This window comes from Paraburkholderia azotifigens (genome assembly GCF_007995085.1).
In the GTDB taxonomy this organism is placed as follows: Bacteria; Pseudomonadota; Gammaproteobacteria; order Burkholderiales; family Burkholderiaceae; genus Paraburkholderia; species Paraburkholderia azotifigens.
The window spans coordinates 2334501-2357072 of the sequence record NZ_VOQS01000001.1; the positions used below are offsets into that span (position 1 = coordinate 2334501).

The 22572-nt window shown below is 64.0% G+C and carries 21 protein-coding genes; 19 read left to right on the forward strand and 2 right to left on the reverse strand.

All coding sequences use genetic code 11. The annotated features are described in order from the left end of the window. The first annotated feature begins 237 nt into the window (after positions 1-237). From FRZ40_RS10390 to FRZ40_RS10435, 10 genes are all read left to right on the forward strand, one after another. Positions 238-1290 (forward strand): LacI family DNA-binding transcriptional regulator, encoded by a 1053-nt coding sequence (locus tag FRZ40_RS10390; RefSeq protein ID WP_147234807.1) that lies wholly within the window; start codon positions 238-240, stop codon positions 1288-1290. Between the two features lie 113 nt (positions 1291-1403). Further along, on the forward strand, positions 1404-2408 hold the full coding sequence (locus FRZ40_RS10395; protein WP_147234050.1) for an ABC transporter substrate-binding protein: 1005 nt from the start codon (positions 1404-1406) through the stop codon (positions 2406-2408). A 279-nt stretch (positions 2409-2687) separates the two neighbouring features. Further along, positions 2688-4253 (forward strand): sugar ABC transporter ATP-binding protein, encoded by a 1566-nt coding sequence (locus FRZ40_RS10400; RefSeq protein WP_193567003.1) that lies wholly within the window; start codon positions 2688-2690, stop codon positions 4251-4253. Next, complete coding sequence (locus FRZ40_RS10405) at positions 4243-5235, forward strand: ABC transporter permease (protein ID WP_028365686.1); 993 nt, start codon at positions 4243-4245, stop codon at positions 5233-5235. The genes FRZ40_RS10400 and FRZ40_RS10405 overlap by 11 nt, the downstream gene beginning before the upstream one ends. Positions 5236-5257: 22 nt before the next feature. Beyond that, complete coding sequence (locus FRZ40_RS10410; protein ID WP_147234051.1) at positions 5258-6244, forward strand: ABC transporter permease; 987 nt, start codon at positions 5258-5260, stop codon at positions 6242-6244. A 127-nt stretch (positions 6245-6371) separates the two neighbouring features. Further along, entirely contained in the window at positions 6372-7013 is a 642-nt protein-coding gene (locus FRZ40_RS10415; RefSeq protein WP_028365684.1) for a LysE family translocator, read from the forward strand. Positions 7014-7525: 512 nt separating this feature from the next. Next, positions 7526-8296 carry a ferredoxin--NADP reductase gene (locus tag FRZ40_RS10420; RefSeq protein ID WP_028365683.1) on the forward strand — a complete coding sequence of 257 codons (771 nt, stop codon included), beginning with the start codon at positions 7526-7528 and terminating at the stop codon, positions 8294-8296. Between the two features lie 537 nt (positions 8297-8833). Beyond that, complete coding sequence (locus FRZ40_RS10425; RefSeq protein ID WP_147234052.1) at positions 8834-9712, forward strand: sensor histidine kinase; 879 nt, start codon at positions 8834-8836, stop codon at positions 9710-9712. A 45-nt stretch (positions 9713-9757) separates the two neighbouring features. Further along, the gene (gene rqpR / locus FRZ40_RS10430; protein ID WP_028365681.1) at positions 9758-10414 is read left to right on the forward strand and encodes a response regulator transcription factor RqpR; all 657 of its coding nucleotides are present in this window, start codon (positions 9758-9760) and stop codon (positions 10412-10414) included. A gap of 132 nt (positions 10415-10546) precedes the next feature. Then, on the forward strand, positions 10547-11944 hold the full coding sequence (locus FRZ40_RS10435) for a branched-chain amino acid transporter BcaP (protein WP_147234053.1): 1398 nt from the start codon (positions 10547-10549) through the stop codon (positions 11942-11944). Between the two features lie 966 nt (positions 11945-12910). Here the strand turns inward: FRZ40_RS10435 and FRZ40_RS10440 are convergent. Then, entirely contained in the window at positions 12911-13123 is a 213-nt protein-coding gene (locus FRZ40_RS10440) for a hypothetical protein (RefSeq protein WP_147234054.1), read from the reverse strand. On the opposite strand from FRZ40_RS10440, the gene FRZ40_RS10445 reads away from it, so the two are divergent. The 9 genes from FRZ40_RS10445 (at position 13110) to FRZ40_RS10485 (ending at position 21540) form a co-directional block, all read left to right on the forward strand. Continuing rightward, positions 13110-13610, forward strand: coding sequence for a (2Fe-2S)-binding protein (locus FRZ40_RS10445; RefSeq protein WP_028365679.1), 501 nt, complete (start codon positions 13110-13112; stop codon positions 13608-13610). The genes FRZ40_RS10440 and FRZ40_RS10445 overlap by 14 nt on opposite strands. A gap of 10 nt (positions 13611-13620) precedes the next feature. Next, the gene (locus FRZ40_RS10450) at positions 13621-16008 is read left to right on the forward strand and encodes a xanthine dehydrogenase family protein molybdopterin-binding subunit (RefSeq protein WP_147234055.1); all 2388 of its coding nucleotides are present in this window, start codon (positions 13621-13623) and stop codon (positions 16006-16008) included. Positions 16009-16020: 12 nt separating this feature from the next. Beyond that, positions 16021-16818 (forward strand): FAD binding domain-containing protein, encoded by a 798-nt coding sequence (locus tag FRZ40_RS10455; protein WP_028365677.1) that lies wholly within the window; start codon positions 16021-16023, stop codon positions 16816-16818. Positions 16819-16914: 96 nt separating this feature from the next. Continuing rightward, entirely contained in the window at positions 16915-17802 is an 888-nt protein-coding gene (locus FRZ40_RS10460; protein WP_147234056.1) for an AAA family ATPase, read from the forward strand. Further along, complete coding sequence (locus tag FRZ40_RS10465; RefSeq protein WP_240057134.1) at positions 17781-19049, forward strand: vWA domain-containing protein; 1269 nt, start codon at positions 17781-17783, stop codon at positions 19047-19049. The genes FRZ40_RS10460 and FRZ40_RS10465 overlap by 22 nt, the downstream gene beginning before the upstream one ends. Then, positions 19040-19621, forward strand: a complete 582-nt coding sequence (locus FRZ40_RS10470) for an SRPBCC family protein (protein ID WP_028365674.1) — start codon at positions 19040-19042, stop codon at positions 19619-19621. Before FRZ40_RS10465 ends, FRZ40_RS10470 begins: the two co-directional genes overlap by 10 nt. Beyond that, a complete protein-coding gene (locus tag FRZ40_RS10475; RefSeq protein WP_147234058.1) occupies positions 19594-20622 on the forward strand; it encodes an XdhC family protein in 1029 nt (342 codons plus the stop codon). Before FRZ40_RS10470 ends, FRZ40_RS10475 begins: the two co-directional genes overlap by 28 nt. Before the next feature lie 218 nt (positions 20623-20840). Beyond that, positions 20841-21215, forward strand: coding sequence for a type II toxin-antitoxin system RelE/ParE family toxin (locus tag FRZ40_RS10480; RefSeq protein WP_147234059.1), 375 nt, complete (start codon positions 20841-20843; stop codon positions 21213-21215). Continuing rightward, positions 21199-21540: an XRE family transcriptional regulator gene (locus tag FRZ40_RS10485; RefSeq protein WP_147234060.1), complete on the forward strand. Its 342-nt coding sequence runs from the start codon at positions 21199-21201 to the stop codon at positions 21538-21540. Before FRZ40_RS10480 ends, FRZ40_RS10485 begins: the two co-directional genes overlap by 17 nt. Before the next feature lie 26 nt (positions 21541-21566). Here the strand turns inward: FRZ40_RS10485 and FRZ40_RS10490 are convergent, their stop codons facing one another. Further along, the gene (locus FRZ40_RS10490) at positions 21567-22289 is read right to left on the reverse strand and encodes a PepSY-associated TM helix domain-containing protein (RefSeq protein ID WP_147234061.1); all 723 of its coding nucleotides are present in this window, start codon (positions 22287-22289) and stop codon (positions 21567-21569) included. Between the last annotated feature and the right edge of the window lie 283 nt (positions 22290-22572).

The following is a 22572-nucleotide window of genomic DNA, read 5'->3' on the forward strand; positions in this document are numbered from 1 at the left end:
CTGCGCGAGCGAGAATCGCACGCCAGAACCCTTTCGGTCAATATTATTAGTAATAAACCGTACAGAAGCACGCGGTCCGGTGCTCATGCCGGATGCAAAAATGCGGGGTTTGCGCGTGTTGTCCGGCGCATATTATTAGTGTTACCGTCGACACCACGATGCCTGCGGCATTCACCGTCAACGAGCCGCCGTTGCGCGGCCAGATCAATGAAAAAATCGACTCAACGCCGCCCGACGATGACCGATATCGCCAAGCTTACCGGCGTATCGCAATCGACCGTTTCGCTCGTTCTCAACAACGCGACCAGCGCCAAGTTTTCCGAAGCGACCCGCAACAAGGTGCTCAAGGCCGCGCAGGACCTCGGCTATCGCCTGTCTGCGCGCGAGCCGCTGCCGCCGTCGTCCGACGAACGCAATCTGATCATCTATCTCGCCGACGAAATCTCGACGAGCCCGCATCCCGTCGTGAACATCGACGGCGCGCGCGACGCCGCCTATGCGAACGGCAAGCTGCTCGCCGTCTACTCGACGCACGGCAACGCGGACATCGAACAGCAGGTGCTCGACGCCGTGCTGACGAGCCCGACGGTGTTCGGCGTGATTTACGCGACCGTCTATACCCGCAAGGTCGCGCTGCCCGCCGCGCTGTCGCGCGTGCCGACCGTCCTGCTGAACTGCTACACCAGCGAGGGCGGCCAGTCGTCGATCGTGCCCGCCGAAGTCGCGGGCGGCCACGTCGCGACGGAATATCTGCTGCGCGCGGGACACAGGCGGATCGGCTACATCAACGGCGAGCACTGGCAGGACGCGGCCAAAGACCGCCTGAAGGGCTATCGCACCGCGCTCGCCACGGCAGACCTGCCGTTCGCGCCGGAACTGGTGCGCGATGGCGACTGGAGCTCGGGCACGGGCTTCGAGCACACGCTGTCGCTGATGCGCGAACCGCATCCGCCGACGGCGATCTTCTGCGCCAACGACCTGATGGCGCTCGGCGCGATCGAGGCGCTCAAACAGCTCGGGTATCGCGTACCCGACGACGTCTCCGTGCTCGGCTACGACGATCAGGAAATCGCGCGCCATACACATCCGCCACTGTCGACGGTCGTGCTGCCGAACTACGAGCTGGGCCGCTGGGCCGTCGAAACGCTGCTGCAGGAAGTACACAACCAGGCAGCCGGCGCACCCGTGCGGCACCGGATGGTGAAGCTCGACGGTCCGCTGATCGAACGCGGCTCAGTCAGGGAAATTACCGAGGCAAAACACACCGCAATTAATATTATTAGTGATTGACCAATAATAATTCGCGATGAAATAATCGGCACGACCGGTCACCACTGAAGTGCCGGCGGCAGTTGAAGCACAAAAGCAAAACACACCAACTGAACTGGTACCTGGAGGAAGACATGGCGTCGCACAATCGGGATTCGCGCCGGCAACGGCTCCAGCCGCTCGCGGCAGCATGGCTGGCAATCGCTATGGGATTCGGTATGGCCTCGGCGCAGGCCGACGATCTGCCGAAGATCCCCAACAAGAAACCGCTGAAAGTCGGCTTCGCGCAAACGGAGAGCAACAATCCGTGGCGCCTCGCCGAAACGCAGAGCTTCAAGGAAGTCGCAGCCAGGTGCGGCTGGCAGATGGTGATGACGGACGCCAACGGCTCGAACTCGAAACAGGTATCGGACATCCAGAGCATGATCGCGCAGCACGTCGATCTGCTCGTGTTCCCGCCGCGTGAAGAGAAGCCGCTCGCACCCGTCGTGCTGCAGGCGAAGAAGGCGGGCATTCCCGTGATCCTCGTCGACCGCAACGTCGATCAATCCGTGGCGAAGGCGGGCCGCGACTACATCACGTTCATCGGTTCGGACTTCATCGACCAGGGCCACCGCGCCGCCGACTGGCTCGTCAAGGCGACGGGCGGCAAGGCGAAGATCATCGAACTCGAAGGCACGACGGGCGCGTCCGCCGCGAACGACCGCAAGAAGGGCTTCGACGAAGTGATCGCGAAGAATCCGGGCATGTCGATCATCGCGTCGCAAAGCGGCGACTTCGCGCGCGACAAGGGCCGCCAGGTGATGGAAACGCTGTTGCAGGCGCATCCCGATGTGACGGCCGTGTACGCGCACAACGACGAGATGGCGCTCGGCGCGATCGCCGCGATCAAGGCGGCCGGCAAGCAGCCGGGCAAGGATATCCAGATCGTCACGATCGACGGCACGATGGGCGGCCTCGACGCGATCGCGGCGGGCGAACTCGGCGCGAGCGTGCAATCGAGCCCGTTCTTCGGCCCGCTCGCCTGTGATGTCGCGCAGAAATTCGCGAAGGGCGAAAAGGTGCCGACGTGGGTCAAGGTGTCGGACCGCTTCTACGACAAGGGCAACGTGCAGGAAAGCATGCAGTACGGCTATTGATGTGATCCAGGCAGGGCCACGGCGAAGCGCACACGCGCTTTGCCGGCGGGAAGGGTTCGAAGCGACGTGTCCGTTCGCGCGCGTTCCGGCGCCCGGCGGGCCGTCGCTTCGCTTTGTCGGGCGTACCATGAACGTCGCGCCATGCAGCATTGCCAGCGATGCCGCACGGGACGAGAGCGTCCACCCTCGTCGACACAGGAGACATACGTGACGCAATCCCACGCGCTTTCGGACGCGAAGCCAGGCGACACGCCGCCGTCCCGCGCGCCCCTGCTCGATATGCAGGGCATCGATATTTCGTTCGGCGGCGTACCCGCGTTGCGCGGCGCGAATCTCAGCGTCGCCGCAGGCGAGGTGCACGCGCTGATCGGCCAGAACGGCGCGGGCAAATCGACGATGATCAAGATCCTCACGGGCGCTTACCGGCGCTCGGGCGGCAACGTGCGCTTCGAGGGCCGCGAGATCGATTTCCGCACGCCGAAGGAAGCGCGCGAAGCAGGCATCAGCACGATCTATCAGGAGATCAACCTGGTGCCGTTCCGCTCGGTGGCCGAAAACATTTTTCTGGGCCGCGAGCCGCGCCGTTTCGGTCTGATCGACTGGCGTGAAGTGCAAAAGCGCGCGTCCGCGCTGCTCGAATCGTTCGGCTTGCAGATCGACGTGAAGAAGCCGGCTGGCAGCTATTCGACGGCGATTCAGCAGATGGTTGCGCTCGCGCGCGCGGTGTCGTCGGACGCGAAGATGGTCATCATGGACGAATCGACTTCGTCGCTCGACGAACGCGAAGTCGAGCTGCTGTTCACCGTAGTGCGCAAGCTGCGCGACGACGGACGCGCGGTGATCTTCGTGTCGCACCGGCTCGACGAACTGTATGCGCTGTGCGACCGCGTGACGGTGATGCGCGACGGCCAGACGGTCGCGCAAAGCGCCATGAAGGACATCGACAAGCGCCAGCTCGTCACGACGATGCTTGGCCGCACGCTCGCTGCCGTCGTACGGGAAGACAGCGCCGCCCGCGAGGCCAACCTCGCGCGGCGCGGCGGCAAGGCGATTTCGGCGCGCAACCTGTCCGCGCATCCGAAGGTGAGCGACGTCTCGCTCGACGTGCACGCGGGCGAGGCCGTCGGGCTCGCGGGTCTGCTCGGCTCGGGCCGCACGGAAACGATGCGTCTTCTGTTCGGCGCGGACCCTGCGGAAAAAGGCACGCTGTCGATCAACGGCGAGCACGTCGCGCTCAAATCGCCGCAGGACGCAATCGCGCGCGGCCTCGCGTATCTCACGGAAGACCGCAAGGCGGAAGGCATCGTGCCGGAGCTGTCGGTGCGCGACAACCTCACGCTCGTCTGTCTGCGCACGCTGTCGAAACACGGCGTCGTCGATGTGAAGAAACAGCAGGCGATCGTCGAGCGCTTCATCGCGTCGCTCGGCATCAAGCTGCGCTCGCCCGATCAGCCGATCCGCGAACTGTCGGGCGGCAATCAGCAGAAGGTCCTGCTCGCACGCTGGCTCGCTGCGCAGCCTTCGCTGCTGCTGCTCGACGAACCCACGCGGGGCATCGACGTCGGCGCCAAAGCCGATGTCGCGAAGATCGTGCGCGAACTGCGCGACGAAGGCATGGCGGTGCTGCTGTCCGCCTCGGAACTCGAAGAACTGACGGCCGTGGCCGATCGCGCCGTCGTGATCCGCGACGGACGCACGGTCGCCGAACTGGATGGCGCGCAAATGAGCGAATCCGCGATCATGGACGCGATTGCCTGGGGCAGCGCGGGCACCTCGCAACTGGCGGAAGCTGCGCAATCCGCTCATCTCGACGATGCACAGGAGGGCCAGCGTCATGGCTCATGAGTCGCCGCTCGCTGCGGCAACCGCCGCAACGCCCGCTGCGTCGACGGTGAAGACGAAGCGCCGGATTGCGATTCAGCGCGAGATCGTCGTGCTGCTCGCGATGCTCGTGTTCAATCTGCTGTTCACCCAGCACTTCTGGTCGCTGCAGACGTTCAACGTCAATCTGACGCAGGTGGTGACGATCGTGATCGTCGGCATCGGCATGACGCTCGTCGTCGCGACGGGCGGCATCGATCTGTCCGTGGGCGCATCGATGGCGATCGCGGGTGCGATCGCGCCGATGCTCTTCATGCACATTGCGGGACCGACGGGGATCGCGCTCGCCTTCGTGCTGCCGATTCTGGCCGCCGCCGTATGCGGCGTGTTCAATGGCTTTCTCGTCACGAGGCTCGCCGTGCAGCCGATTGTCGCGACGCTCGTGCTGTTCATCGCGGGGCGCGGCATTGCGCAGGTCGTCACCAATGGCAGCCTGCAGGCGTTCAACAATCCCGCGTTCCAGTGGATCGCGCTCGGCAAGGTGGCAGGCGTGCCGTTCCAGGTGCTGCTGATGTTCGCACTCGTCGCGTTATTCGCGTGGGTCGTGCGCAAGACGCTGTTCGGCCAGTATCTGCTCGTCACGGGCGGCAATGAAAAGTCCGCGTATCTGAGCGGCGTGCCGACCGCGCGCGTGAAGATGATCGCTTACACGCTGTGCGCGGCGCTGTCCGGTCTCGCCGGGCTGATTTCGATTTCGGTGAATTCGTCGTCGGATGCGAACGTGGTCGGGCTCGGCATCGAGCTCGATGCGATTGCGGCCGTCGCGGTCGGCGGCACGGCGCTGACGGGCGGCAAGGCGTATATCGGCGGCACGCTGATCGGCGCGCTGATCATCCAGTTGCTGCGCTATACGCTGCTCGCGCACGGCATTCCCGATGCGGCCGCGCTCGTCGTCAAGGCGGGCATCATCATCGCGGCCGTGTACGTGCAGCGGCGCTCGCGCTGAACGAACCGGGGACAACCATCCGATGAAAAAGAATCTGCCCATTCTCATCGCGCTCGGCGCGCTGATCGTGCTCGGCCTCGTGCGCTACGAGCACTTCGCCTCCGAGTACAACATCACGTCCTTCTGGCGCTACAACGCGATGTTCGCGCTGATCTCCGTCGGCATGGCCTTCGTGATCATCACGGGCGGGATCGATCTGTCCGTCGGCACGGTTGCTGCGATGTCGAGCGTCGTCGCGGCGCTCGCGAGTCCGTACGGCGGCTGGGTCGCGGTGCTGGCGGGCGCGGCCGCGGGACTTCTGGTGGGCGTGCTTAACGGCATCATCATCACGCGCATGAAGATCCTGCCGTTCATCACGACGCTGGCGACGAGCCTCGGCGCGCATGGCCTCGCGCTGCTGCTCGGCAAGAACGACGCGGTGTCGATTTCATCCGACACCATCTTTGCAAACTTCGGCCAGGGCGATCTGTTCGGCCTGCCGATTCCCGGCCTCATCGCGCTCGTCGCCGCTGTCGCGGGCTGGCTCGCGCTGCGCAGCACGCGCTTCGGACGGCATTCGCTGGCGATCGGCGGCAGCGAGGAAGCGGCGCGTCTGATGGGGCTGAACGTCAATCGCACGCTGGTTGCCGTGTATGCGGTGAGCGGGCTGCTCGCGGGACTGGCGGGCGTGATCCTCGCCGCGCAGTTCGGCGCGGGACAGCCGAACGAAGGCGTCGGCTGGGAACTGTTCGCGATTTCGGCCGTCGTGCTGGGCGGCACGCTGCTGACGGGCGGCGAGGGTTCGATCGCGATGACGATCGCGGGCGTGCTGCTGCTGGGGCTGGTGTTCAATCTGCTGAACTTCGAAAACGGACTGGGATACATCAGCCTGTCGGCGTACTGGCAATCAGTCATACGCGGCGTGTTTCTGCTCCTCGTGATCGTGCTGCAGGCACGTGTGCTCAAGCAGCGGGCGCATAAGCGTGCTGAGCCGGGCGCGCGAGCCGGCGCCGGGCAAACGGCGGGATGACGCCCCGGCGAGCGGACCCTGCGCAGCGCGCCGGTTCGCAATCCAACCTGCGAAGCGGGAGTAAGATCGCGCTTCTGCCTTCATTTCCCGCTCAACGCGCCGCGGCTCTGCGCGGCAAATCGTCGCCATGCACCACTACCTGCCGATCCTGCTGCAAATCGCCATCGTCTACCTGGTTGCGTTGATCAGTCCCGGTCCCAACTTCTTCATGATCACGCAGCTGTCGCTGGCGGGCCGCCGTGGGCTCGGCGCAGCGTCGGCGCTTGGCGTCGGGACGGGATCGACGATCTGGGCATCGCTGGCGATGCTCGGCTTTGCGACCGTGCTGCAACGGATCGACTGGCTGTACAACGGTATTCGCATCGCGGGCGCGATCTATCTGGTGTGGTTCGGCATCAAGCTCGTGCGCGCGAGCACGAAGCGTGGCGAGGCCGTCGTCGTGAACATCGACACGCCGCCTGCCAGCGACCGCGGCGCATATTTCCGCGCGTGGCGCTCGGGCATGCTCACGTGCCTGACGAATCCGAAGTCGTGCGCGTTCTGGACCAGTATCTTCGCGACGCTGTTCCCCGCGCATCCGCCGCTGTGGTTCTACGGCGTCGCGCTCGCGATGATCGGCGTGATGTCGGTCGGCTGGTACGGCAGCGTCGCGCTGATGTTCGCGACGGAGCGCACGCAGCGCGGCTATCGCCGCTTGCGCCGGCCGATCGACGGCGTCTGCGGCGCGGTGCTCGTCGGTCTCGGCGCGAAGCTTGCGGCCGAAAGCTGAGTGCGGCAATGTGCGGCGTCTAACCGCACAGCAAGCTGATTTTGTTCAGGTTTCCAGCTTCGCAAGAAGGGTCAATGCTGCAGCGCGCGATACGTTTCCGGTATTATTCCGGGATAGCGCCTACCCGCGCCTGTTTTCGCTGAACACCCGCCGTCACCAGATGGCCGACGGACAAACGCCTGTCGCGAATGGGCAAGACCCGATGGGCAACACCCGCGCGGGTCATCCGGGCACAGACCCGGCGCCGTACTACCTCAGCAGTACACCCAAGCCGCGCCGCAGTTGAACGTCACGGGCAAACCGGACCTCAGCCGCGCCGGCGCTTGATAACCCGCTGGACAGATCACATCCACCGCCCAACCCGTCGCGGCAATGCCCGAGCCGGTAACGCGGTAAAATAGCGGATTGCGCATCATTCCCCGTCGATGCCGACAAGGGACGATGCATCGCCTTTGCCGTGCCGGCCCCGCTTTTTGTGTGGCCGACCTTGTTTTCGCACCATCGAAGAAGCCATGAGCAACCTGAATCCACAAACCGTCCTGAGCGTCCACCACTGGACCGATACGCTTTTCAGCTTCACCTGCACGCGCGATGCGTCGTTCCGCTTCGAAAATGGCCAGTTCACGATGGTCGGTCTCGAAGTCGACGGCAAGCCGCTGATCCGTGCGTACAGCATGGCTAGCGCCAACTATGAAGAGAACCTCGAATTCCTGAGCATCAAGGTGCAGGACGGCCCGCTGACGTCGCGCCTCCAGCATCTGAAGGTCGGCGACCAGGTTCTGATCGGCAAGAAGCCGACGGGCACGCTGATGGCCGACAACCTGCTGCCCGGCAAGACGCTGTGGCTGCTGTCGACGGGCACGGGCCTCGCGCCGTTCATGTCGATCATCAAGGATCCGGACGTGTACGACCGCTACGAGCGCGTGGTGCTGACGCACACCTGCCGTTTCGTCGACGAACTGGCGTACAAGGAATACATCACGGACCACCTGCCGGCGCACGAGCACATCGGCGAACTGATCCAGGAAAAGCTGGTGTACTACCCGACAGTGACGCGCGAGCCGTTCGCGAACCGCGGCCGTATTACGGACCTGATCGAAACGAAGAAGCTGTTCGACGATCTGGATCTGCCGCACTTCTCGCTCGAAAACGACCGCGTCATGCTCTGCGGCAGCCCGCACATGCTGCGCGACACGCGTGAACTGCTCGACAGCCTCGGCTTCCAGGAAGGCAGCAACAACAATCCTGGCCATTACGTCGTCGAAAAGGCGTTCGTCGGCTAAGTCAGCCGTTTGCGCCCAAGCGGGTGTCGATGACACCCGCGCCTGCCGAAACACCCGGAACCGGAGCCTTTGCGCTCCGGTTTTTCTTTTTGCGCGCCGGTTACGCATCTCCGCACACCCGGAACTTCACGTCGCGAACATCCTGGCGGATGCCGCCTGGCACCGCCGCTCTTCAGTCAGATATCAGGTTACAAATACCGCTGCTTCGCGTTTACTTTTCATGTAGGAATTTTTCTGACATCGATCGGCGATCCGCAGCAACTATTGCGTGAATATTGCGCCACAAGCCTTAATTGCCGGCCATTTTTTCTTTTTTTGCGATATGATCCAGGCAAGCAGCATTTGACAGACTTTTAACAAAACTGTCTTCTATTTGTTACAGAATGTAAATCTCGTTACGCCGCGGCGTAGCGTTTTTCCGTCGCGACGCTTCCGGCGACGGACACATCTGGGGGTCAGGGTTCGCATGCGTTCTTTCGTCTATCTGCTGCCGGTGCGTCGCCATGACGCCGGCCATTCCGCTTCGTGAGCAGGGCCGTGGATACATCGATCGTCGTCCCGATGCACGGGCACGGTACGAGCGCTCGCACGGCTGACGCCCAGCGCGCGTCGGGCGCGCGTGCGAGCCGCGCTGCCAAAGCCGCGCCCGCATCCGGCACAGCGGCGCGAACGGCATCCGCGGACGAAGTCACGCGTCTCAAGGCACGCGTGCGCGAACTGGCCTCGGAGCTGACGCGCACGCAGGAAGCGACGCGCCGCCGCGTCGCGCAGGAACTGCACGACAGCCTCGGCGCCGAAGTGACGGCCGCGCGCTTCGCGCTGGCGAACGTGGAAACGTGGCTGCCCGCCGACGCCCCGCCTCAATGCACGACCGCCCTCGAAACCGCGCAGCGCTCGCTCGACGCCGTCACGGAAGCTGCGCAGCAGGCCGTCACCGAATTGCACGCGCCGACGCTCGACAAGGGCATCGTCTGCGCGCTGTCGCACTGGATCAACACCTTCGCCGCGCGCACAGGCCTGCGTATGAGCTTCGTGTGCGCCGCCGACGCGCGGCTCATGCGCCTGTCCGCCGACGCATCGCTTGCCGTCTTCCGCGTCGCCCAGGAGGCGCTGAACAACGTCGCGAAGCACGCCCGTGCGTCGGGCGCGGACATGCGCATCGAAGCGACCGCGCATTATCTGAGCATCGTCGTCAGCGACGACGGCATCGGCATTCCGCCGCACGCCGGTCAGGACGAGCGACAGTTCGGACTGGCAGGGATGCGTGCGCGCTGCAACGCGTTCGATGGCGAGCTGCAGGTCGGCGCGTCGGACGGCGACGCGAGCGGCACGACCGTGCACGCGCGTTTCGAGTGGAAAGCGCTGATGGGCAACGCCTCGCGCCCGCGCGCGCGGCGCACTGCAATCCGCCTGTGATCCCGGCGCCTGTATCGCTCCGTTCCTGAACCCTGACTGTCCGTTATGACTCTGCGCATTCTGATTGCCGAAGATCACGCCATCGTTCGACAGGGCGTGCGGCAGCTGCTGATCGACCGCGGCGTCGCCGACGAGGTCGCCGAGGCGCAGACGGGCACCGAAGTGCTCATCGAAGCGTCGAAACATGTTTTCGACGTGATTCTGCTCGACATCTCGCTGCCGGACATGAACGGCGTCGAGGTGCTCAAGCGCCTCAAACGCAAGCTGCCGCGCGTGCCCGTGCTGATGTTCTCGATGTATCGCGAGGATCAATACGCCGTGCGTGCGCTGAAGGCGGGCGCGGCGGGCTACCTGTCGAAGACGGGCGACACCGCGCAGATGATTGCCGCGATCCAGCAGGTCGCAGCGGGCCGAAAATACGTTAGCCCGGCGATGGCGGAAGCGCTCGCCGACTACGTCTCGTTCGACGGCGAGCAGCTGCCGCACGAAAAGCTCTCCGACCGCGAGTATCAGACGCTGTGCATGCTGGCGTCGGGCAAGCGTCTGACGGACATTGCGGTGGCGCTGTCGCTGTCGGTGAAGACGGTGAGCGTCTATCGCACGCGGCTGCTGGAGAAGATGAAGCTGCGCAACAATGCCGAACTCACCTTTTATGTGATGAGCAATCGTCTCGTCGACCTGAATCCGGCGATGACGGCGTAATCCGGCGCGCCGCATTCGCGGCGCCCGCGTGTTGTGCACCAGCAAGGGCCTGTCGGCCCACTTCCGCTAAAATTGCGGGTTTTCCCGACATTGGGCGCGCCCACACGCGTGCTTCACAGGAGACCCCGCCAAATGTCCCTCTTTCGTAAGAAGAACGTCGAGCACATGATCGCCGGCGCGCAGGCCGCCGGCCTGAAAAAGGCGCTCGGCGCGCTCGATCTCACCTTTCTCGGCGTCGGCGCCATCATCGGCACCGGCATTTTCGTGCTGACGGGCACGGGCGCAGTGCAGGCCGGCCCGGCGCTGATGCTGTCGTTCATCATCGCGGCCATTGCGTGCGGCTTTGCGGCGCTCGCCTATGCGGAGTTCGCATCGACGATCCCCGTCGCCGGCTCGATCTACACCTATTCGTACGCGACGCTCGGCGAGCTGGCCGCATGGATCATCGGCTGGGATCTGATGCTCGAATACGGTCTGGCGACGTCGGCGGTATCGGTTGGCTGGTCGGGTTATCTGCAATCGCTGCTGTCCGGTTTCGGCGTGTCGCTGCCCGTCGCGCTGACGGCGGCGCCCGGCGCGCTGCCTGGCCACGAGACGCTGTTCAATCTGCCCGCGTTCCTCGTGATGATGGCGATCACGACGCTGCTTTCCGTCGGCGTACGCGAATCGACGCGCGTGAACAACCTGATGGTCGCGATCAAGGTGACGGTGGTGCTGCTGGTGATCGTCGTCGGCGTGTTCCATGTGAAGCCTGAGAACTGGCATCCGTTCATGCCGCACGGCTTCAGTGGCGTATTCGGCGCGGCGGCCGTGATGTTCTTTGCGTTCATCGGCTTCGACGCGGTGTCGTCGGCGGCCGAGGAAGTGAAGAGTCCGAAGCGCGACCTGCCCATCGGCATCATTGCGTCGCTCGGCGTGTGCGCGGTGCTGTATGTGGCCGTGGCGGCCGTCGTGACGGGCATCGTGCCGTTCGCGCAGTTCGCGAACATTTCGCATCCGGTGTCGTATGCGTTGCAGGTGGCGGGTCAGAACTGGGTCGCCGGTTTCATCGATCTTGGCGCGGTGCTCGGCATGCTGACGGTGATTCTCGTGATGGCTTACGGCCAGACGCGGGTGATCTTTGCGATGTCGCGCGATGGTTTGCTGCCGGCGGCGTTGTCGAAGGTGCATCCGCGGTTTGCGACGCCGTTCGCGACGACGTGGATCGTTGGGATTGTGTTTGGCCTGATCGGCGCTCTGGTGCCGCTGAATGTGCTCGCCGAGCTGATCAACATCGGCACGTTGGCGGCGTTTTCGATGGTGTCGATTGCGGTGCTCGTTTTGCGTCGCACGCATCCTGAATTGCCGCGGGCGTTTCGGTGCCCCGGCGTGCCCGTTGTGCCCGTTCTTGCTGTTGGCTCCTGTCTGTTTTTGATGGTGAACCTCGGTGCTGTTACCTGGATTGCGTTTGTGGTCTGGTTGGTCGTTGGGATGGGGGTTTATTTTGGGTATTCGCGGAGGCATTCGAAGTTGGCACATCCGCGACGGTAATTGGCCTTCGGGGCGCGGGCGATGCCACTGGGTTTTGCGCTCTGCGCCTCTGCGCCTCTGCGCTTTCGCTGGCATACGCGTTTTCGTAGCGGTGCTTCAGGCGTTGCCCCCAGGTTTTGCGATCTGCGCCTCTGCGCTTTCGCTGGCATCCGCGTTGTCGTATCGGTTTGCTAGCGTTGCCCCTGTGCGGGGCGGCACTTACTTTCTTTGCCGCCGCAAAGAAAGTAAGCAAAGAAAGCCGCTCACCCCGCCAGTTCTGGTTGTTGCCTGCGGGCCCCCAGCGGGTCCCGCACTCCAGACGGCATCGCACTTTTCCACGCGTGTTGCCAGCGCCTTGAACAGGCACATCACCCACTCCACTCACCCGTAGCGCAGCCAGCGGCAGCGAACGGTCTGCGCCGCCCAGGTGGCAAACGGTGTGTAGATTGTCGCACCGTACGCGTTGGCGCTTCTACGACACCGATCCCGCTTTTCAGTCCGGAGTGGTGCACTTCCATCGCGACGGCCTACACACCGTTTGCCACCTGGGCGGCCGTGGACTTTCTGGTAACGCGGTTCGTAACGCGGGGGCGTGGAGTGGGGGATGCGGATCTGAGGGCGCTGGCAACGGGCTTTCGGTAGCTCGATGCCGCGTGGAGTGCGGGACCCGCTGGGGGCCCGCAGGCAAACACAAGAATTAGCGGGGTGAGCGGCTTTCTTTTGCCTACTTTCTTTGCCACCGCTGCAAAGAAAAGTAGGTGCCGCCCCGCACAGGGGCAACGCGTGCAGCACCGATACGAAAACGCGGATGCCAGCGCAGCAAAAAGCAAAACCCAAAAACCCAGGAATAGCGACTAGCGTCGCAGACGAAAGAAAGAAAACCCCGCACTGCAACATCCTCCCGCCCTCAACCATCGAAACGCCGTAGGCAAAACTTCAAACGCCGTGGGCACAGTTTCCATATAGCCGCCTATCGTTTTTTGTGTTTTACTTTTCGACACAAACAAAAAACAACAGCAACAGCAACAGCAACAGCAACAGCAACAGCAACAGCAACAGCAACAACAACAGCACCCAACCGATCCGGACCCTCCCGGCAGGCAGGCGGTAGGAAGTGAATGCGGGCCCGAACCGGTCTCGCCCCATCCGGGGCACAAATCCAGGGGCGTCCCCAAGGAGACAGTTCATGGCGATCAGCATCAGTCTGACGGTGAACGGTTCACCCGTTACCGCGAACGTCGAGTCGCACACTCTGCTTGTCCAGTTTTTACGCGAACAGTTGCGGCTGACGGGAACGCACGTCGGCTGCGATACCGCGCAATGCGGCGCGTGCACCATTCATCTGAATGGCCGCGCCATCAAGTCCTGCAACATGCTCGCCGTGCAGGCCGAAGGCCAGGAAGTCACCACGATCGAAGGGCTGTCGAAAAACGGCGAACTGCATCCGATGCAGGCCGCCTTCCGCGAATGCCACGGCCTGCAATGCGGCTTCTGCACGCCAGGCATGGTGATGAGCGCGACCGCGCTGGTCGAGGCAAACCCGAATCTCACCGAAGACGAAGTGCGCCGTCAGCTCGACGGCAACCTGTGCCGCTGTACGGGCTATCACAACATCGTCAAGGCCGTCGTTCAGGGCGCGGAAGGCATGAAAGCCGGCGCCTCGTCGAAAGCCACGGCCAACGCCTGAGGAGCCCGCCATGAATGCACCCGATTCGCATCGCATGGTGGGCATGCCCGTCAAGCGCAAGGAAGACTATCGCTTCCTCACGGGTAACGGCCAGTACACCGACGACATCGTTCTTCCCGCGCAGACCTACGCCGTCTTCCTGCGCTCGCCGCACGCGCACGCGCGCATCAAGAGCATCGACACATCGGCGGCAAAGCAGTCGCCCGGCGTCGTCGCAATCTTCACGGGCGCCGATCTCGCTGCTGAAAACGTCGGCGGATTGCCGTGCGGCTGGCTGATCCACAGCGTCGACGGCAAGCCAATGCACGAACCGCCGCATCCCGTGATCGCTCATACGAAGGTGCGCCACGTCGGCGATCAGGTCGCGCTCGTCATCGCCGATTCGGTGAAGGCCGCGAAAGATGCCGCCGAGCTGATCGAAGTCGATTACGACGAGCTGCCCGCCGTGATCGACACTGCCCACGCCGCCGATGCCGGCCAGCCCGCCGTGCACGACGAAGTGCCCGACAATACCTGCTACACATGGGGCCACGGCGACAAGGCCGCGACCGACGCCGCGTTCGCAAAGGCGCATCACGTCACGACACTCGACATCGTCAACAACCGCCTCATTCCGAATGCGATCGAACCGCGCGCCGTCAACGCCAGCTATTCGCCGCAGGACGACAGCTACACCGTCTACGTCGCGAATCAGAATCCGCACGTCGAACGGCTGCTGATGGCGGCTTTCGTGCTGTCGCTGCCGGAATCGAAAGTCCGCGTGGTCGCGCCCGACGTCGGCGGCGGCTTCGGTTCGAAGATTTTCCTGTATGCGGAAGACGTCGCGCTGACGTGGGCGTCGAAGAAAATCCGCCGCCCGGTGAAGTGGACGGCCGAACGTTCCGAAGCGTTTCTCTCCGACGCGCATGGCCGCGATCACGTGACGAAAGCCGAACTCGCGATGGACGCCGACGGCAAATTCCTCGCGATGCGCGTGCACACCATCGCGAACATGGGCGCCTATCTGTCGACGTTCGCCTCGAGCGTGCCGACCATCCTCTACGCGACGCTGCTCGCCGGTCAGTACACGACGCCCGCCATCTACGCCGAAGTCAAAGCCGTCTTCACGAACACCGTGCCCGTCGATGCCTATCGCGGCGCGGGACGTCCGGAAGCGACGTACGTGGTCGAGCGTCTCGTCGAAACGGCCGCACGCGAGATGAACATGGATCCCGCCGCCATCCGCCGGCTCAACTTCATCCGCTCGTTCCCGTATGCGACGCCCGTCGGCCTCACCTACGACACGGGCGACTACGAAACCTGCCTCGCCCGCGCCCTCGAACTCGCGGACGTGAAAGGCTTCGATGCACGCCGCCAGGAATCGGAGAAGAACGGCAGGCGGCGCGGCCTCGGCTACTCGTGCTACATCGAAGCGTGCGGTCTCGCGCCATCGAACATCGCGGGCGCGCTCGGTGCACGCGCGGGCCTGTTCGAAGCGGGCGAAGTGCGCGTGCATCCGACGGGCTCCGTCACCGTCTTCACCGGCTCGCACAGCCACGGCCAGGGCCACGAAACGACCTTCGCGCAAGTCGTCTCCGACCGCCTCGGCGTGCCGCTCGATAACATCGAGATCGTGCACGGCGACACGGGCCGCATTCCGTTCGGCATGGGCACGTACGGCTCACGGTCGATTGCAGTCGGCGGCTCGGCGATCATGAAGGCGCTCGACAAGATCGAATCGAAAGCGAAGAAGATCGCGGCGCATCTGCTCGAAGCATCGGCGGACGACATCGAGTTCAAGGATGGCACCTTCCGCGTCGCAGGCACCGACCGCACCAAGACCTTCGCGGACGTGTCGCTCGCGGCCTACGTGCCGCACAACTATCCGCTCGACAAACTCGAACCCGGTCTCGACGAAAGCGCGTTCTACGATCCGACCAACTTCACGTATCCGTCGGGCGCGTATATCTGCGAAGTCGAAGTGGACGTGGACACGGGCGAAACGCGCATCCAGCGCTTCACCGCCGTCGACGACTTCGGCAACGTCATCAATCCGATGATCGTCGAAGGACAGGTGCACGGTGGTCTCGGTCAGGGCATCGGCCAGGCGATGCTGGAACGCTGCGTGTACGACAACGAAAGCGGTCAGTTGCTGTCCGGCTCGTACATGGACTACGCGATGCCGCACGCGTCCGATCTGCCGTCGTTCACCGTCGAAACCGCGAAGGGCACGCCGTGCACGCACAATCCGCTCGGCGTGAAAGGCTGCGGGGAAGCGGGCGCAATCGGCTCGCCGCCTGCCGTGATCAACGCGATCATCGACGCACTCGCGCCGCTCGGCGTGAAGGACTTGCAGATGCCTGCCACACCGCATCGCGTGTGGTCCGCGATTCACGCTGCGCAACACTCACGTCCCTGAGCGGAGCCCGACATGTATTCATTCGACTATCAACGTGCAGCCGATCCGAAAAGCGCCGTCGACGTGCTGACAGCCGACAGCGAAGCGAAGTTTCTGGCGGGCGGACAAAGCCTGCTGCCGACGATGCGCCTGCGTCTCGCGCAGCCGTCGAAGCTGATCGACGTCACGCGCATTCCGCAGTTGAAGGAGATCCGCGTCGAGCCGCAGAAGGTGACGGTCGGCGCGGCCGTCTGTCATGCGGACGTAGCGAACAACGCGGACGTGCAGCGCGTGTTGCCTGTGCTCGCGTTTCTCGCCGGCCACATCGGCGACAGGCAGGTGCGCTCGCTCGGCACGATCGGCGGATCGATCGCGAACAACGATCCGGCGGCGGATTATCCCGCCGCCGTGCTCGGACTCGACGGCACCGTCGTCACCGACCGGCGCCGCATATCGGCGGCGGACTTCTTCGTCGGCATGTACGAGACGGCATTGCAGCCCGACGAACTGATCGTCGCCGTCGAGTTTCCCGTGCCGGAAAAAGCGGCGTACGAGAAGTTCAGGAATCCCGCGTCGCATTTCGCACTGGCGGGCGTGTTCGTCGCGAAGACGGCGGGCGGCGTGCGCGTGGCGATCACGGGCGCGGCGTCATCCGTGTTTCGCGCGACGGACATGGAGAACGCGCTCAACGCGAACTTCACGGAGGCCGCCGCACGCGGCGTGACGATCGCACCCAACGACCTCAACACCGATATGCACGCGAGCCCCGAATACCGCGCTCATCTGATACCGGTGCTGACGGCGCGCGCGGTGAGGGCGGCGCTCGGATAACGAACGCCGCGAGCCAGGAAGCGTTCGACCGACATGAGGCCCGGCGCGTCCGGGCCGTTTCGTTTTTCGGTTTCTTCAGTTTTTCCCGGGAGAACCATGCAGCCCGCTTCAATCGACGACACCCTCGCCCAGCTCACCGCGCAAGGCTACTTCGCGAGCCGCGAACTGGCGACCGCGCTCTTTCTCGCGCTGAGGATGGAGCGCCCGCTGTTCGTCGAAGGCGAGCCGGGCGTCGGCAAAACGGAGCTGGCGAAGGCGGCCGCGGGTCTGCTCGGCACGTCGATGCTGCGGCTGCAATGCTACGAAGGGCTCGATACGGCGAGCGCGTTGTACGAGTGGGACTATCCGCGGCAGATCATGGCGCTGCGGCTCGCGGAAGCGGCGGGTGAAAAGCCGGACAGCAGCACGCTGTATCGCGACGAGTTTCTGTTGAAGCGCCCTTTGCTGCAGGCGCTGCTGCCCGACGAGCGTCATCCCGGCGCGCGGCGCGTGCTGCTGATCGACGAAATCGATCGCGCCGATGAGCCGTTCGAAGCGTTTCTGCTCGAACTGCTGTCGGATTTTCAGGTGTCGATTCCCGAATACGGCACGGTGCGCGCCGAGCATCCGCCCCTCGTCGTGATGACGTCGAACCGCACGCGCGAAGTGCACGACGCGTTGAAGCGGCGCTGTCTGTATCAATGGATCGGTTATCCCGAGCGCGAACGCGAGCTGGCCATCGTCGCTGCGCGCGCGCCCGAAACGGGCGAAGCGCTGCAACGGCGTGCCGTCGATTTCGTGCATCGTCTGCGCGGCATGGATCTGTTCAAGGCGCCGGGCATCGCCGAAACGATCGACTGGTGCCGCGCGCTCGCCGCCCTCACCGTCACCGAGCTCGATCCGCAATCGGTACAGGACACGCTCGGCGTGCTGCTCAAGTATCAGGACGATCTCGCGCGCTTCGACGCCGATGAGATCCGGCAATGTCTCGCGGCGGCGGAGTAGCGTCGATGTTGACCGCCCACGACACCGAACCCGCGACCCTCGCGCGCAACGTCGTTCACTTCGTGCGTCTGCTGCGCGGCGCCGGTTTGCCGATGTCGCCCGCGCAGGCCGTCGATGCGCTCGACGCATTGCGCTGGATCGATCTCGACCGGCGCGACGACGTGCGTGCGGCGCTCGCTGCGCTGCTCGTACGCGCGCCCGACGAGCGCGAGCTCTTCAACGCCGCGTTCGATCTGTTCTGGCGCGATCCCGACTGGGAAGGCAAGCTGCGCGCGTTGCTGCTGCCGAAGGTGACGAGCGGCATGCCGCCGCCGAAGCGCAATAACCGGCTCGCCGATGCGCTCGCCGTTCATCAGGCGAAGCAGCGCAAACCGGCCGCATCGTCCGGCGACAAGGACCAACACGAGTTGCACGCGCACGTGACGTTCAGCGCGGAAGAGCGTTTGCGTCATCGCGATTTCGATACATTGACGGCCGACGAATGGCGCACGCTGCGTCATCTGATTCGCGGACAGCGCCTGCCGCTTGCGATGGAACCGACGCGTCGGCTGAAAGCGGCGTCGCGCGGCGCGCACGCCGACCTGCGCGCGAGCGCGCGCCATGCGGTGCGCGCGGGCGGCGACTGGACGGTGTGGAAATACCGCGCGGCGGTCGAGCGCAAGCCGCCGCTCGTGCTGCTGCTCGACATTTCCGGCTCGATGAGCAGCTATTCGCGCGCCGTGCTCTATTTCTGTCATGCGTTGCTGCAATCGCGCGAACGTCTGCAGGTGTTTCTGTTCGGCACGCGGCTCAGCAACGCGACGCGCGCGCTGAAGGAACGCGACCCCGATGTCGCGATCGCGGCGCTCGCCGGTCAGGTGGTCGACTGGTCGGGCGGCACGCGGATCGGCGCGGCGCTCGCCGAATTCAACCGGCGCTGGGCACGCAGGGTGCTGACGGGCAGGGCGACAGTGCTGCTCGTCACCGACGGCCTGGATCACGAAGCCATCGACGTGCTCGAAACCGAAATGGCCCGCCTGCGACGCTTCGCGCATCGCATCGTGTGGCTCAATCCGCTGTTGCGTTACCGCGAGTTCTCGCCGAAAGCGCGCGGCGTACAGGCGATGCTTCCGTTCGTCGACGCGCACAAGCCGGTTCACAATCTCGACAGCCTGGCTGCGTTCGGCCGCGATCTCGCGCAATTGACGCGCGTGCCCCGCGATGCCGCGCGCACCGGGATATCTGGAGGAACAACGTCATGGAACTGACCGAAACCTACACGCTGCCCGTGCCGCAACAGCGCGCATGGGAAGCGCTGAACGACACGGAAATCCTGCGCGCGTCGATTCCCGGCTGCGACAGCATCGAGCCCGATGGCGACAATGCGTACGCCGTCGCGTTGAGCGCGTCCGTCGGTCCCGTGAAGGCGCGTTTCAAGGGCCGCATGGAACTCACCGATATCGACGCGCCCAACACCTACACGATCGTGTTCGAAGGCCAGGGCGGCGCGGCTGGGTTCGGCAAGGGTCAGACGCACGTGAAGCTCGAGCCGGACGGCGATGAAGCGACGAAGCTCACCTACACGTCGACGGCGCAGGTCGGCGGCAAGCTCGCGCAGATCGGCTCGCGGCTCATCGACGGCGCGGCACGCAAGCTCGCCGGTGAGTTTTTCCGGCGCTTCAGCGAACAGGTGTCGGGCGGCGGTGACACCGCGCAGGCAGAATCCGCCGATTCCGGCGACACTGCAAGCCAGTCCGCCGACGGCGAAGGTGCCGGCGAAGGCGGTGGCGAAGAACCGAAGAGGAAGAAATCATGGACAGCGTGGATCTCGAAGTCCTGAAGAGCAGCGCGCGCTGGCTCGAGCAGGGACATCGCGCGCTACTCGTGACGGTGGTGAAGACGTGGGGCTCGTCGCCGCGTCCCGAAGGCGCGATGCTCGTCGTGCGCGACGATGGCGCGGTGGTGGGATCCGTGTCGGGCGGCTGTATCGAGGACGATCTGATCGATCGCGTGCGTCAGCGCGGCATCGAGCAGACGAAGCCCGAAGCGGTGAAGTACGGCATCACGGCGGAAGAAGCGCATCGCTTCGGTTTGCCATGCGGCGGCACGATCCAGCTGGTTCTGGAACCTTTGACGAAGGCGAGCGGGATTGCCGAACTGTGCGAAGCCGTCGAAGACGGCCAGCTCGTTGCGCGTACGCTGGACATGGAGACGGGCGTCGCGCGTCTCGGTCCCGCGCAGGCAACCGATGGCGTCGATTTCGACGACAGGCGCCTGCTGACGATACACGGCCCGCGTTACCGGATGCTCGTGATCGGCGCGGGACAACTGTCGCGCTATCTCTGCAACATCGCGGTGGGGCTGGATTATCAGGTGACGGTGTGCGATCCGCGTGAAGAGTACACCGACGAATGGGATGTACCCGGCACGAAAGTCGTACGCACGATGCCCGACGACACGGTGCTCGACATGAAGCTCGACGAACGTTGTGCGGTGATCGCGCTGACGCACGATCCGAAGCTCGATGATCTTGCTTTGATGGAAGCGTTGAAAACGCCTGCGTTCTATGTCGGCGCGCTGGGCTCGCGGCGCAATAACGCGGCGCGGCGTGAAAGGCTCAAGGAATTCGATCTCACCGAAACGGAACTGGCGCGGCTGCATGGGCCGGTTGGGATTTATATCGGCAGCAGGACGCCGCCTGAAATCGCTGTGTCGATTCTGGCTGAAGTGACGGCGGCAAAGAATGGCGTGTCGTTGCCGACGTTGTTGCAGGTCGAAGGCGCGAAGGCCGCGCGTGAGATTGCGGCCAGCGGTGGGGCGGCTTGTCGTATTCCTGAATAGTTCTCTGTCCTTGTGGTTGGACCGCGAGCCTGGCTGGCTCGCTCGCGGTCCGTCTCTTCTGCCCGGCATGGCCGTTCGGCTGACTGTCGCTGAGCATCTCTGATCCATAGCATCGAATTTTTGCGGACTCTGCTTCGCGGCCTATGTGTCGCGTCGCGTTTGGTCCGCAGGTCGCCAATATTCCCTTGACGGAATATTCCTTGGAGGCTATATTTTCGATGACCTGGGATGTTGAGTACACCGATGCTTTTTTGGCCTGGTGGGAAGGGTTGCGGGAGGCGGAAAGGGAATCGGTCGATGCAGCGATCGATTTACTGGAAGAGGCCGGTCCGTACCTGCGGTTTCCGCATTCAAGCCGGATCATAGGTTCACAAGTTGGCAATCTGCGGGAACTGAGAATCCAGCATCGCGGAAGACCCTATCGGGTGTTGTATGCGTTCGACCGACGCCGCGTCGCTCTTTTGCTTCTTGGCGGAGACAAGACGGGGCACGACCGCTGGTATGAACAGAATGTGCCGCGCGCCGAAATTCTTTATCGGCTGCACCTCGTGCAGCTAGAACGTGAAGGATCCAGAAATGGCAAGAAAGTTTGAAGAGCTACGGGCGCGCATGTCGCCTGAGTCCCGCGCACGCTCGAAGGCAATTGCCGACAAGCTTCGCGCCGAAATGCCCCTGTACGCCCTACGCCAGGCGCGTGGCCTCTCTCAAGAAGCGCTAGCCCAACGCCTCAACGTCAAGCAACCCAGCATCGCGAAACTCGAGCAACGCACGGACATGTACATCTCCACGTTGCGCGATCATATCCGCGCGCTCGGCGGCGAACTGGAGATCATCGCGCGCTTCCCGGAAGGCGACGTGAAGCTCACCAATTTCGCGCGGCTTCCAGACCCGACGCGCGAAGAAGACCGCGACGACTGACGAGCGCCGTCAGCAAAACGCGAGCATCACATCAACCCGCACACCACCGCCGCCACGATCGATCCGCCGATCAACACAGCGCCCACAGTCCGGCGCCTGTTGAGTTCCGTCCACAGCAGCACACCCGTCAGGGACAACAGAATCAGACTGCCCGCGATCGTATCGATCAACAGCACCCAGCCGACGCTCAACCCCGTGCCCTTGTGCAGATTGTTCATCGTGCCGAGAAACGAGTTCTGCGTGCGCTTCACCGACACGAAGCCGTTGCCGACCCAATACTCGGCCTGCACGTTCTGCCCCGGACCGGCGATCCCGACCTGCCAGAACTCCGGCTGCACGGCGCTCTGATCGCCCCACGCGACGGGATGCGCGGGCTCGCGACGCACCCTGCCCGGTTTGCCGTCGATATGCAGTTCGTCCTTCATCCAGCGCGACATGTCGCCCGGCGACTGGAAGCCCTTCTGCGGCAGCGCAATCTGCAACTGCTCGACCTGCGGCTCGCCCGACGACACCTTCAGCGGCCCTGCCCGATGGTTCAGCAGGAAGCCCGTTACACCGAACAACAGTCCGAGCACGGCGCCCCATAACCCGACCCAGCCATGCACCTTGCGCAGCCACTTGATGAACGTCGCGCGCCGCGAGCGCTGGCGCCGCGCGGCCCGTTCGTCCGCATCCAGGTGCTGGACCCCACCAGGCATCGCGCCCGCACGGGTGGCTGGCTTCAGTTCGATCGATTCGGGCACGTTCATCGTGTTCCTGGCAAAACGGGTCGTGGGTCGCCGACGCGCGGCAACGAGGTTAATGGAGGCTGGAAGTGCCGTTCCGGAGCGGAAACGGATCGCCCGAAACGCTGTACGACCTGAGCCGTGCGGCGATTCAGTGCCGAAAACAGGGAGCCATCGAAGAGCTGGCTTGCTTGTCACGAGGAGAAAGATGACAAATGGCTGGCGACGCCCTTCAGATGAGAATAACTATCATTACACATAATGTAAGTTTCCTCAACGGCGAATGCCGGCGCCTGGATCAGAAAAA